Annotated in this window: 11 protein-coding genes; 6 read left to right on the forward strand and 5 right to left on the reverse strand. The window is 46.8% G+C overall.

What is annotated here, in order from left to right; translation table 11 throughout:
- The first annotated feature begins 394 nt into the window (after positions 1 to 394).
- Positions 395 to 1,615, forward strand: a complete 1,221-nt coding sequence (gene chlP, locus QUB10_RS25690; protein WP_333104407.1) for a geranylgeranyl reductase — start codon at positions 395 to 397, stop codon at positions 1,613 to 1,615.
- A gap of 125 nt (positions 1,616 to 1,740) precedes the next feature.
- Here the strand turns inward: chlP and QUB10_RS25695 are convergent, their stop codons facing one another.
- Complete coding sequence (locus QUB10_RS25695) at positions 1,741 to 2,283, reverse strand: Dps family protein (RefSeq protein WP_333156173.1); 543 nt, start codon at positions 2,281 to 2,283, stop codon at positions 1,741 to 1,743.
- Between the two features lie 354 nt (positions 2,284 to 2,637).
- Between QUB10_RS25695 and QUB10_RS25700 the strand changes: the two genes are divergently transcribed.
- The 3 genes from QUB10_RS25700 to QUB10_RS25710 all read left to right on the forward strand — a co-directional run bounded on the left by QUB10_RS25700 (position 2,638) and on the right by QUB10_RS25710 (position 5,225).
- Complete coding sequence (locus tag QUB10_RS25700) at positions 2,638 to 2,883, forward strand: Asr1405/Asl0597 family protein (RefSeq protein WP_333156175.1); 246 nt, start codon at positions 2,638 to 2,640, stop codon at positions 2,881 to 2,883.
- A gap of 73 nt (positions 2,884 to 2,956) precedes the next feature.
- Positions 2,957 to 3,619 carry a (2Fe-2S) ferredoxin domain-containing protein gene (locus QUB10_RS25705; RefSeq protein WP_333156177.1) on the forward strand — a complete coding sequence of 221 codons (663 nt, stop codon included), beginning with the start codon at positions 2,957 to 2,959 and terminating at the stop codon, positions 3,617 to 3,619.
- Between the two features lie 274 nt (positions 3,620 to 3,893).
- Entirely contained in the window at positions 3,894 to 5,225 is a 1,332-nt protein-coding gene (locus tag QUB10_RS25710; RefSeq protein ID WP_333156178.1) for a hypothetical protein, read from the forward strand.
- A gap of 189 nt (positions 5,226 to 5,414) precedes the next feature.
- On the opposite strand, the gene QUB10_RS25715 is transcribed toward QUB10_RS25710, so the two are convergent.
- Positions 5,415 to 7,577 (reverse strand): flavin-dependent dehydrogenase, encoded by a 2,163-nt coding sequence (locus QUB10_RS25715; RefSeq protein WP_333206032.1) that lies wholly within the window; start codon positions 7,575 to 7,577, stop codon positions 5,415 to 5,417.
- A 193-nt stretch (positions 7,578 to 7,770) separates the two neighbouring features.
- Between QUB10_RS25715 and QUB10_RS25720 the strand changes: the two genes are divergently transcribed.
- Positions 7,771 to 8,004: a hypothetical protein gene (locus QUB10_RS25720; RefSeq protein WP_190662685.1), complete on the forward strand. Its 234-nt coding sequence runs from the start codon at positions 7,771 to 7,773 to the stop codon at positions 8,002 to 8,004.
- A gap of 174 nt (positions 8,005 to 8,178) precedes the next feature.
- Here QUB10_RS25720 and QUB10_RS25725 read toward each other — a convergent pair whose 3' ends face one another.
- Positions 8,179 to 8,790, reverse strand: a complete 612-nt coding sequence (locus QUB10_RS25725) for a hypothetical protein (protein ID WP_333206033.1) — start codon at positions 8,788 to 8,790, stop codon at positions 8,179 to 8,181.
- Between the two features lie 111 nt (positions 8,791 to 8,901).
- A complete protein-coding gene (locus tag QUB10_RS25730) occupies positions 8,902 to 9,981 on the reverse strand; it encodes a M23 family metallopeptidase (RefSeq protein ID WP_333206034.1) in 1,080 nt (359 codons plus the stop codon).
- A 148-nt stretch (positions 9,982 to 10,129) separates the two neighbouring features.
- Between QUB10_RS25730 and QUB10_RS25735 the strand changes: the two genes are divergently transcribed.
- Positions 10,130 to 10,858: a phosphatase PAP2 family protein gene (locus QUB10_RS25735; protein ID WP_333206035.1), complete on the forward strand. Its 729-nt coding sequence runs from the start codon at positions 10,130 to 10,132 to the stop codon at positions 10,856 to 10,858.
- 87 nt (positions 10,859 to 10,945) lie between these two features.
- Here QUB10_RS25735 and QUB10_RS25740 read toward each other — a convergent pair whose 3' ends face one another.
- The gene (locus tag QUB10_RS25740; protein WP_333206036.1) at positions 10,946 to 11,830 is read right to left on the reverse strand and encodes an aspartoacylase; all 885 of its coding nucleotides are present in this window, start codon (positions 11,828 to 11,830) and stop codon (positions 10,946 to 10,948) included.
- Between the last annotated feature and the right edge of the window lie 264 nt (positions 11,831 to 12,094).

Genomic DNA, 12,094 nt, shown 5'->3' on the forward strand with positions numbered 1-12,094 from the left:
GGCGGGCTCTTCGGCCCAACCCCTACTCCCCACAAGCAGAAAATTCACTCTTTGTGGAACAGGCATCTTGCCTGTTCATGTCCGGGCGGGCTAGAAGCCCAACCCCTACTCCCCACAAGCAGAAAATTCATTCTTTGTGGAACAGGCAAGATGCCTGTTCTTAGAAAATACTGCAAAATGTTCGATCGCACATCACCGTCCATCCACCTTCATCTACACTGAAAAATTTAAGATATTCGATCGCACCCATCGCCCCAAACCCGATTTTCGTATCGAACTGTTAAGCTCTGTTTCATTTCATTGAAATCTCTCCCCTATATCCCCACCGCATCCCAAGTCCGTGATACCATCACACCTGAGTAATGCCTATAGAAAAAAACTGGAGAGAAAAGCTTTGACACTAAGGGTTGCAGTAGTAGGTTCAGGCCCTGCGGGTTCTTCCGCCGCCGAAACATTGGTAAAAGCAGGCATCGAAACATACCTATTCGAGCGTAAATTAGACAACGCCAAACCCTGCGGTGGGGCGATTCCCCTGTGCATGGTCAGCGAATTTGACTTGCCGCAAAGTATTATTGACCGCCAAGTCAGAAAAATGAAAATGATCTCCCCCTCTAACGTCGAGGTGGACATCAATATTGAAAACGCACACGAATACATCGGTATGTGCCGCCGCGAAGTGCTCGATGGCTTCATGCGCGATCGCGCCGCTTCCTTGGGTGCAAAACTAATTAACGGCACCGTTCACAAATTAGAAATTCCCGGCAACAATACAGACCCCTATACTCTCCACTATGCCGACCACTCCGACGGCAGTGCAATGGGAATTCAGAAAACTCTGAAGGTGGATTTGGTGATTGGGGCTGACGGCGCCAACTCCCGCGTAGCAAAGGCGATCGACGCTGGTGATTACAATTATGCGATCGCCTTCCAAGAGCGCATCCGCCTGCCGGAAGATAAAATGGCTTACTACCACGACTTAGCCGAAATGTACGTCGGCGATGACGTATCTACCGACTTCTACGCTTGGGTGTTCCCCAAATACGACCACGTAGCCGTCGGCACCGGCACGATGAAAGTCAATCAAGCCAGTATCAAAAAGCTGCAAGCAGGCATCCGCGCCCGCGCTGCCAAAAAATTGATGGGCGGTGAGATTATTAAAGTGGAAGCTCACCCCATCCCGGAACATCCGCGTCCCCGCCGGGTTGTCGGCCGAGTTGCTCTCGTAGGCGACGCCGCAGGTTATGTTACCAAGTCTTCGGGCGAGGGAATCTATTTTGCCGCCAAGTCTGGCCGGATGTGCGCCGAAACTATTGTGGAGATTTCCAATAAAGGCGCGCGCATTCCGACGGAAGAGGAAATCAAGCTTTACCTGAAGCGATGGGATAAAGCCTACGGCATTACTTACAAAGTGCTTGACATTTTGCAGCGCGTGTTCTACCGTTCCGATGCGACTCGCGAAGCTTTTGTGGAAATGTGTGCCGATCGCGATGTGCAGAAGCTCACATTTGATAGCTACTTGTATAAGACAGTGGTACCAGCAAATCCTTTCATCCAGATGAAGATTACCGCCAAAACCATTGGTAGCTTGTTGCGCGGCAATGCTTTAGCGCCTTAATTCCCTGCGGACAAACGCACTTTGTATAAAAAAAGCGGGCAGTCACAAAACTGCTCGCTTTTTTTCTCAAAATTCACAGGCGAGACGCCTGTGCCACGTGTGCTAAGGAAGACGAAGAAGAATTGTTAGTTCAAGTTCAACTGCACTAAGGTATCGGGGGCGAGGAAGTGGGAAATGTGATAAGCCCGCTCTTCTGTTTTTAGCAGGATTTTTTCGTAGAGGTAGCGCGTAGCTCGATCGCCCAAACTTTCTGCTTGTCCTGCTTGACGGCGCAGCAAACCTATAATTGCTTGTTCCGCTGTCAAATCGTGTTCTAGCATTTGGCGGCAGGAATACACGCCGTCTGCTTCCGGCTCGAAACAGCACAACTCGGCTAACTTGCTAAAGCTAGCTGCTGGTATGCCGCCCAACCCGTTTAACCGTTCGCCCAACTCGTGGACGCTATCTTGAGCTTCTCCGTAGCTTTCTTCAAAGAATTTGTGCAAGGAGTAGAATTCTGCCCCTTCCACCACAAAATGATGTTTTTGATATTGCAGGTATAGAGCCTGAAAACTGGCCAGCAGCGCGTTCATCCCTTCACAAATCGGTGCTGTGACGGAATGTTCCAGTAGAACTGGGTTTTCGGCTATGTGGCCAAACGGTCTTAATGCACTCTGAGTCTGGGCCATGTGTGTTCTCCTCTCAATAGGCAGTTTTGTTGCCAATAGAGTCAGTCTAGCACCCTAGATTTACCCGTCAAGCAGCGTCTGCCTCGATAGTAGAAGATTTTGTAGAGTAGGAATTTTTTTATGTAAACCTATTGAGAATAATTAGCAGTTGGGTTATGCTTAAAAAGATTCTCGTTCTGAACGCTTCCTGAAAGTGGGGCGAACCTTCTGAAGGCAGAAGGCAGAAGGCAAAAGGCAGAATTTTTCAGGAAGGGCTTGCGATCATCTTTGATGTTCTGCTGAAATCTGGCTTTTAACTTCTACCCGCTACCAGTCAGGGTAAAAATTAATGCAAATTATTACTGTTGTTAAAAAATGAATCCAGCAGATCCAGAATTAGAAGTTTGTGACATTGTGCAAGTTAGTTGGCTAGATAGGTGGCAAGTTTACAAACGCTTGCAAGAACTAGAAATTCCCTGCTGGTGTGCGGTTGACCAACCTTTGCGGGCAAAAGTCAACACTGTCAAACAAGCTGCTCAGTTAATGAGCGTGTTGAGGCAAGTCAGTGCCCCTCGGTGCGAACTGGTGCAGTGGCTGGAATGCTGCTGGCAAATTGGGTAAAGGTAGAAGGAAGTTCGGCAACGAGCAGTGTAGAAGATGTCACGGATGTAACGGATTTAAAGGAGTCATAAAAATGTATAAATCTGGCAAGCAAGTTTCCGAATTCAGTTTAGAGGGAGAAATCCTCGCCCTGATGGTTGAAGATGGCTGCAAACTTAAATATTTGCGAATTAGCAACGATCGGGGAGTAGAATATCTTGTTAAACTTTGCAAGGAATTGCGGGCATTTCTGTCGCCTATTTTGACACCGGGGTTGAAAGTTCAAGTTGTAGGTGAGAGAGAACTCAACTTGAAAAACGGTAAAATAAAACTTAAAGCTCGCAGCCTCAAGCTGGCTCAGGGTCACAATGATCGATCGCCAGAACTGCTCGACTCCACCAAGGGGCCTGTTGCAGTATTGACATCGGACGATCGCGCGATAGGCAAAACCCAAGTCAGCTCTCCCACAGCACCTCAAACTGTAAAAGCTACGGCAAAAACCCAAACCAAAATATTAGTATGTCAAAAATCAGACTGCCTGAAGCGGGGCGCTGGAGGAGTCTGTAAAGCTTTAGAAAATGCTTTGAATGCGCGCGGTTTAGAAGACCAAGTGACAGTACAGGGAACCGGATGTCTCAAACAGTGTAAAGCAGGCCCAAATATAGTTGTGATGCCGGACAAAACTCGCTACAGTCGCATTGCACCGGCAGAAGTTCCAGCAATCATTGACAAACATTTTTCAGTTGTTAAAGCTTAGGCGATCGCACGGATGCCGAAACAGTGCGTTAGACATCGGGAAAAATTATTTTAATAGGACTCTGGGCGAAAAACTCACATTTGTAGGGTGCTCACAGGCGCATCTTACGCCTTAATTTGAGTTCGGGTTGTAGCTCGATCGCGCGACTCGATTCAGAGGTTATTGTCGCAAAAAACCGGAAAAATGCCAAAAACTATCACTGAGGGGCTTCCTTCTGTAGAATCTCTAAGGATAGACTGTATCTGAGACCCTGTGAGTATTGGGATAAAAAGCCATGTCAGAAGCTGATCTTCGAGCCCATCAGCACCAACCGCACCCTGCTGTTCCATCCGATACCGAACCATTTCAGTCAGATTTTGCTGCTACTGGGGGTTTTGAGCCGATCACCCCCGATGCGACAGACACTCCCGCAACGGTGCCCCAACAGCCAGAAGAAGACTGGCAAACAGTAGATTTTCCCAACGCCATCAGCGTAGATGCAATTCCCACAAAACCGGAAACAAAAAATTCGCAATCTCCGACACAGCCGACTGAGGCGGGCTCGCCCCCGATGTCAGAGAATCTAAAAAATCTGCTTGGGAATGCCGAACAGGCCAAGGGCAAAGGATCGACCCCAGTCACCCTTATGCAAGCGCTGCACGAATGCAACCGCGACCTTTTACAGCGCATCGCCCAACTAGAAACAGCTCTCGAAGAGTCCCAAAAAACCTTGCAGAATCGCGAAACTTTGCTAGAACAGCGGACTGCAGAACTCGAAAAGACTCAAGAACAATTGACGCGGCTGTTTGGCAAAGTGGAAGTTTCCCATCAAACCCTCCAAAGTCAAGAAATTTTAGTCGAAAGTTTAAGAAGTCAGTTGGCAACCAGCCAAGTCAGGCTAGCGACTGTTGAGCGAGAATGTGCGTCTACTGTGCAGCGCTACAACGAACAGTTACACCAGTTAGTAGCCACAGAAAATATTTGCAGGGAATTGCGAGCCCGCTTGCACCGCCAGCAGCGCCACACTCTGCAATTCAAAGCTGCCTTGGAAAGAAGTTTGGACAGGCCGCAGGTAAAGTCGCCGAAGATCGATCCGCCTGACAATAATCTGGACACCGCCAGCGCACAATTAGAATCTTTGCTCGCGGCGGTCAAAAGCTCTCAGATGCCGGTGCCGCCAGCCTTCAACGCTTCCCCTGTCCAACCTTGGTCGGAACCAGAAGAGCTTCCAGAGGTAGCCGCTGCTGTTGAGGCGATCGAGCCTGAATCCCCAGCCAATCTCGAACTCAACAAATTAGCCGAAGTATCCGGCATTCAATTGCAAAAGAGCGAAACCTACCAGCCTGATGAGCCGGCAACTGACTCGGCCGAACCGGTTGCGGAACCTGAACTGCCGATGGCTGAGTCTGAACCCGAAACTGCTACCAAAGTGGAGGCCCAAGAATTGGCTAGGGCTTTTCAAATTTTGAACTCTGTGGAAACCTTTGGCATTCAAGAAGTGCGATCGAGTGTGGCAAAACCTACAGCAGTCCCCCAACCAGACTGGCTGAGCTTGATTGCCAGTCCGCTGCGGGCTTCTAAAAAACGTCGATCGTTAGCTGAAATTGAATTGCCGAGTTTTCGATAGCGAACGGATATCATTTCCGGTAACACCGTCAGGTGATGTTGACGGTTGACGGTTGACGGTTGACAGTCAACAGTGAACAGTCAACAGTGAACAGTCAACAGTGAACAGTCAACAGTGAACTCCAATTTACTATTCCGATGCTAACGGATTGGATATGAGAGTTGCTAGTTTTGAGTTTTAACTCAAAACTCAACACTCTTGTCTCCCCTTTCCCATGCCGTAGGTGAGAGCATAGCTGGTAGCCAACAGCCACAGCCAAACAGCCGGATATCGGGGTTCCAACCAAGGCTGTACCCTACGGGCGAAGCTGGGAAGCCATCCGAACAGCAAACTGGCCAAAGCCAGCAGAGTAAAATTCAAGTAACTTCCCAGCCAGCGCCAAATATCCCCCAAGGTGACAAAATCTAAAATCCATAAGAGGAGAGAAGGGTTTTTTCCGGCTGCTTCGATCGCCAGTCGATTGAAAGTTAGCCAGTCGGTTCTGTCTTTAATAAAAGTTTCGGCTACGATGAGTTTTTGTGCTGCCAAAATACCGAAAAAGGTATTAAGAATTGAATTAATTCTTTGGGGTGGCAAACTGCTTCCGGTAGGAACCATCATGCCTTTAGAAAATAGCCAAGTTACTGAAACGTTGCTCTGGTAGGCGCGAATTTGGTTTAAGTGATTTGCCGTCAACAAATTATGCTTTAAAGCTGTATCCAAAAGGTCTGTTAAGCGGAAAAGATTGCGGACGAGGGAGCCGAAGCCGGTGAAAACGAGGGGAGATTGCAAGGATGCTGCGTCGCCGATCGAGATTAGGCGATCAATCGCCACGGAGCGATCGCCGCTGTTGCTGCTAAAATGCCCCGGAATATAACCAAAGGTCGGTTTTTTCCACACCAATTTATCGACATCGCAGCGGCGGTATTCCGGCAAAATTGCGAAAAAATCCTCGTACATTTCCAGCAAAGAACCTGGATTCTCTGGATGTACTTGGTGGTAGTGAAATAGATAAACTGTCAGTTCTGTGCCGGCACCGGGAAACAACTCCCAGATGAGCTGGCGGCCGCGGGAAATGTCCCCGTGAGTGTACAGCACATCTCCGTACTCGGAGTCCCATACTCCCGGCTCAAATCCTCCGTCGATGACGGCTCCCACTGTCGGACAAACGCTGTCAAAAGTCCGCCCTTCGTTCAATTGCCAAGCGATGGGAGAAGCCGAACCCATTGCATCCACCAGCAACCGTCCTAATGCAGTGCGATCGGCTTTTGTCGGCAAGTGGCGACCCTGAACTACTACTTTTTCCGCTTCAACATCGGCTCTTATAAAATCAGTTTCGTCCCAGATTTTTCCACCAGCTTCTGTTAGCTTAAGTCCCGCTAAATTTAGCAATTTCTCCCCGTCCAAAGCTACATTGAGTACCTTTGGTGTGTGCAGAACAGGCGCTTTCGCCACGGGCGGATTGTTAGCATCAAAAAACTTGTTGTAGCCATCTTTGTATTCTCTGGCAATCAAAGTTTCTATTTCGGCAGCAGTAAATAAACCCAAATCAATTAAGCTTTGAATTTCATCCCGCGAAATATTCCACTCGCGATTCATTCGCCCGAAAGGCATTCGTTCAACTAGCAGCACCCGGTAGCCCAATCTCGCCATGACTGCGGCGTGAATCACTCCCAAGGCCCCGCCAATATAAATTAAGTCGTAAAAAGTATCGCCAGCATCAGACACCGAAACTGTACTTTTTACCTTCTTCTTAACATCGGTTACATCCGTTAAATCCGTTACAGAATCCGTTGCCGAACCTTCTTCCTTAAAAAACACTACTTGTTTTGGCGTTTGAGGATTGCGAGTGCCTTCGCGCCAACGCTGTTCCCACCAGTAGACGCGCTTGAGGTCGTATTCGCCTTGAGGCATTTTTTGGAAGTATTTGACGGTCAAGGGGTAATAGGGGGCAAGAGCCTCAAAAATTGACTGTTTGGAGAGGTCTATGACAGGGGGTTCCCGGTAGCGATCGGGAAACTTGTTTCTCACAGCAAGATTCAGAGCTTCCAGGAACTTTTTTTCTCCCGCAGGCGCCTCTTCTAGACGAAAGACTTTTAAATAAGTGGTGCGCTGCAGTGACCAGACAAAGGTGGAAAGTTCTGTCGATCGCCAATTTTGGTTTCCTGAATTGGTGTCAGCCAAGGTGGGTTTTGGATTGGCCTTTTGAGTTCCCGACAACATAACCTCTGCTGCTGTTACGTTTGAAAGCAGGCGAAAACCGTCAGGAGTAATAATTTTTTCTCCAATTTCGGGATCGAATTCGTGCTGCAACCAAGTGCAGACGGCTGCTGTATCCGGTGTCGGGACTTCTAGATAAAGAATTTCTTGCATGATTAGGCTCTCAATTCTGAATAAATTAATAAAGATGGGGGAGTTGACAAGGGAGCAAAGTAGGCTATACTCCCGAATACTTATTGAGTTTTAAATAAGTTTACAATGTTCTCAGATTTTTAGGTTTTCGATCGCTCTTGCTCTCGGTGGGGGCGCAGTGGCTGAATATCTACTCCTTTCGGTATGCACTTCTATGAATTATCCCATTCCTACGAATCCTCAAGAAATGATTGCTTTGCGACAGCAGCCGCTGAATGAAGAATTGGTGGCGTCGGCGATCGCGGGCGTGATTCAAATAGCTCGATCGCGATCTCAGTCTTTGGATGAATTGAAAGCTGAGGTACTCGCCGACGACAATCTGCTCGATTTTGCTCAGAGGCTATGGCTGAGCGACATTGTGGCTCAAGCTTGGAACAATTTGCCCTAAATTGTCAACATCCAAAGCATTCTTCCCAACGTGATCGAGCCGGCGACAATAAGCTGATGACAGCTATATTGTCCGGTATAATTTGCGATAGTGTAAAAATTATAGACTTATTGCATAAATCTTTAATCGGAAAACCGCAGATAAACGCAGATGCGTTTCAAGATAGTTTGACTTTCAGAGGTTCGCCGCATTTATTAAATATTTTAAAATCCCAATAATTTGACTAATATTATCAATGAAATAATCATTTAGATCGACTTCCATAATTTGATTGCTAAGCCGTAAAAATTTCCAATTTGTCCCTGTTGTGACCACCCCATATATTTCGGAAATATTATTGTTTCTTCTTTCATTAAAGATTTGAGCTGCAATCATTTCTGCCATACATTGTGGAAGTCCAGCTTGGATATTATCATTTTTCGCTTCAACCAAGGCGACCACCGGGGCTTTTATTAGCAGTTGTTCGGGAGAACGACTAATCAGAAAGTCACAGAAACCAGTTAATCCTTTTTCTAAATCTACATTAAACTCTTTGCCGGAAAAAAAGCTAATTTGATACTTAAACTGCTTTCTAACTTCTACTAAAATAGGTGTGACAATTAATTCTGAGCGAGCTTTTTCGGTATTAATTGCTAAAGCCAAAGAAATGTTTTCTTGCAGAGTTTGGCTGAGAAGCTCGCTATACTCGGCTTCTGGTAAATCGGCAAAAATACCAACTTTGTCAGCAATGGTTATGCCAAAGTTGGTTTCAATCATTTCTAGGTTGGTAAATTGGCTGTATGACATTTTTATTAGGAGGCAAGGAAAACTTGACCATCAAAAATGAAAAAATATTGTTTTTATTTTAACATATTTGATGCTCGTTTTCAAAGGAATTTGGTATGAGTAACTTAGCCACTAACGCAACTCAACTTCTCGCTTGACTTCTGTCAAAACTCGATCGCCCCGCGTCAACCGGTATTCGGCCCGCCAAACTCCGGGAGTCAGAGGAGAATTTGTACTGTTTCTTTTGCCGACATAACCCAACCAAGTACGGCTGGGGGCTTTAATTTCATTGGTCTGATCGGCGATGGTTGTGCCGTTGGGGGCAAATAATTTGTATTGTTCGCGATCGCCCTTGAGCACTCCGTAACTTTGCACCCAAAACAACAAAGCTGGACTGTTTGCAGGGAGTTGAGTCTCTGAAAATTGTCCTTCCCAGACAGCGTTGATATCGGGCGGCTTATTGGCAAAACCGGCCCTAATTAAACCTGTGGAAATATAGTCTAGAGGCTTGTCCCAAATTGGATTGCGGGCGATGTTGCAGCCTACCTTCGCGTCGGGGCCGACAAACGGATCTACGGGCTTGCCTTGATAGCGAAAAGTTACGTGTACGTGGGGGAAAGATGCCATCCCAGAGTTTCCCACCATGCCCAAAACTGTGCCTTTTTTTACCTGTGTACCCGGTTTGACGGCAACGCTGCCTTGGCGGAGGTGGCAGTATTGGGCTTCCCAACCACCGCCGTGGTCGATTACCATGCCGTTGCCACATTCTGTACCTGCGATGTTGGCTTTTTCTGTATCGTTCTGTAAACGCCGATCGACCACACCATCTCGTGCTCGCAAAACTTTGCCTGCAGCGGAGGCAATAACTGGAACTCCTTTTGCCATTGCTTTGGCGTCGGGAATGGCAAAGTCTGTGCCGTCGTGCCCGTCGTAGGTTTGGCGCCCGCAGCCAAAATCGACGGCAGTGGGGCCGGGTTCTCGATCGAAATACAGCAACACAAAACAGTCTTTTCCTAGGGTACAGTCGATCGGCTGACCGAATTGCGGGTTGTTCGGCTTTTGGGCGACTGCGGTAGAGACGAGACGCTGGGCGATCGTGTGGGCTTCGGCGATCGGGGCACTTACTCCGCTGTTATTAGCACAGCTAGACAGACTTGTCAACCCCAAGGTCAACAAAATTGCCGAAATGTATTTTTTTGATAGTATAGTCATTCGCCCGTTGGATGTAAAAGCTGAGGTGGGTAGTGAAAAATCAATTAATGATTCAGAATAGAGGGGATCAAGAATCTAGACGATGGGTAAGGCGTTTTCGTTTCCTATATTTGTTGTATTATTTTGAGTTGGAAATTTTAAAATTTTAATGAGTTCAAGAATGGGTTCTAAAATTCGATCGCTCATTTCGATAATTCGGCTGGCAGGGCTTGCTGTTGCTGCTTTGGGGATGTGGGGATTTGCCACCATTGCCGAAGACGTGTTGGGAAAACAAAGTTACGCTTTCGATACATCTATTTTACTATATCTCAGGAGCCTTCACACTCCGCTGCGCGATGGAGTAATGCTGGGCTTTACCTTTTTGGGCGAGCCGAAGTTGCTGCTAGTGATTTGTCTGACGTTCGGTATTGTTTTGCTAGCGCGCAATCACCGATCGGAATCTGCAACTATTGCGCTCGCGGGTGGTGGAGCGATCGGTTTAAATTTACTGTTAAAAAAACTTTTTGCCCGCGATCGACCTCAACTTTGGGAGCGCGTTGTTGACGTTCGCTTTTACAGTTTTCCTAGCGGACACGCGATGATTTCCATGGTTATTTACGGTTTGCTAGGATATTTTTTGGGTGAACGCTTTCCCAAGCAGCGCTGGTCGATTTACAGCTTGACAGTTGTCTTAATTGCTGCTATTGGTTTGAGTCGGCTGTATCTAGGAGTTCACTGGCCTACCGATGTTATTGCTGGTTATACGGCTGGTGTGGTGTGGCTGATTACCTGTATTATCACTTTGGAAATATGGAAGGAATTGCGTTCTTTTACTAGGGCTTCTAAAGAGGAGTTTTTGTCACCAGATCCCTCTTCTAAAGAAATAACTAATGACTAATGACTAATGACTAATGACTAACAACTAACAACTAATGACTAACAACTAATGACTAACAACTAATGACTAATGACTAATGACTAATGACTAATGACTAATGACTATTTGCTTCTGGGTAAAACACATGGCAATTCCTTTTTCGTAGTAAGCTGCCTCGTTAATGAAAATTGGATAAACGGTTGATTTACCTTCATACAATACCGACTCACCATCAAAGGTTAAAAACATCGGATCGCCGGGATTCAGGGCTTGATAATCTCTGGATTGCAGATGAGGATGAATCATTGCCTGAATTTCTCTGTTCTCGTTTCTGGGATAGTCGATCGCCCCAATGGTGTGATAAATAGTCAGGGGATTCTTTGCAGCAGGCATTGTGCCTTGATTGTAGGCTTCTACGCCGTCTAAAATTTGGCAGACAACTTGCTCGGTTTGCTGAAATAAAGACGCATCTAATACGCCTTGCGGCACTGCACCAACTTCCAGCGTACCGCCTAATTCGGAAAGCGATCGCAGCACAGGACTATCAGGATTGTTGGCTGTAGAAGCGAGTAGCTTGAGGTGGGGATGCACAGAGGTTAAATAAGCTGCTAGTTGCAGGTTAAATGGATGATGGCTGGCGAGAATAAATGTTAGCCCCATGTTGGATGTGGTGCTGTGCAAATCGATAATTACGTTGGGCTGATGAGTGTTTTTTGAGCTAAAAATGCGGTAGATTTCTTTCGCCCGTAGCGCTTCATAGCTGGAGAGATGGGGATTTTCTAAATCTTGCTTTCTAAAGCAGCGGTTGAGGTCGATATCGATGTAGCGTGTGCCGATTTCGCAAGCTTTGGGATTGGCTAGCAGGGTGATAGTTTCAAAAGTCGATCGCCCAATTAACTCTGGCGCGCGATCGAATTTCTTCACGAGGTAAATTCCTGTGAGTTCGTTTCCGTGGGTTCCTCCCACTATGGCAACACGTTTAATTTGATTCATAAACAAATAACTTCCTATCCCCAGTTTATCACCCTTTGTCATCAGTTGGTAAAACAAACCTGAGAAATCCGGTTTTTTGGTGTATTTATCGTCATCCAAAAGCTCGTAGAAACCCGGTTTCTCGCCCCGTGAATCTCAGAAACCGGGTTTCTCTCGATATTTCTCGTCACCCAACCAAAAAATTCCGAGAAACCCGGTTTCTCGCCCCGTGAATCTCAGAAACCGGGTTTCTCTCGATATTTCTCGTCACCCAACCAAAAAATT

The sequence above is a fragment of the Microcoleus sp. B5-D4 genome (genome assembly GCF_036705145.1).
GTDB lineage: Bacteria > Cyanobacteriota > Cyanobacteriia > Cyanobacteriales > Microcoleaceae > Microcoleus.

What these genes read in the sequence shown, in the direction of transcription:
- QUB10_RS25695 (WP_333156173.1), bottom strand. Translation starts at nt 2,283, where the DNA reads ATGGCCCAGACTCAGAGTGCATTAAGACCGTTTGGCCACATAGCCGAA.
- QUB10_RS25740 (WP_333206036.1), bottom strand. Translation starts at nt 11,830, where the DNA reads ATGAATCAAATTAAACGTGTTGCCATAGTGGGAGGAACCCACGGAAAC.
- QUB10_RS25735 (WP_333206035.1), top strand. Translation starts at nt 10,130, where the DNA reads ATGAGTTCAAGAATGGGTTCTAAAATTCGATCGCTCATTTCGATAATT.
- QUB10_RS25730 (WP_333206034.1), bottom strand. Translation starts at nt 9,981, where the DNA reads ATGACTATACTATCAAAAAAATACATTTCGGCAATTTTGTTGACCTTG.
- QUB10_RS25720 (WP_190662685.1), top strand. Translation starts at nt 7,771, where the DNA reads ATGAATTATCCCATTCCTACGAATCCTCAAGAAATGATTGCTTTGCGA.
- QUB10_RS25705 (WP_333156177.1), top strand. Translation starts at nt 2,957, where the DNA reads ATGTATAAATCTGGCAAGCAAGTTTCCGAATTCAGTTTAGAGGGAGAA.
- QUB10_RS25715 (WP_333206032.1), bottom strand. Translation starts at nt 7,577, where the DNA reads ATGCAAGAAATTCTTTATCTAGAAGTCCCGACACCGGATACAGCAGCC.
- QUB10_RS25710 (WP_333156178.1), top strand. Translation starts at nt 3,894, where the DNA reads ATGTCAGAAGCTGATCTTCGAGCCCATCAGCACCAACCGCACCCTGCT.
- QUB10_RS25725 (WP_333206033.1), bottom strand. Translation starts at nt 8,790, where the DNA reads ATGTCATACAGCCAATTTACCAACCTAGAAATGATTGAAACCAACTTT.
- QUB10_RS25700 (WP_333156175.1), top strand. Translation starts at nt 2,638, where the DNA reads ATGAATCCAGCAGATCCAGAATTAGAAGTTTGTGACATTGTGCAAGTT.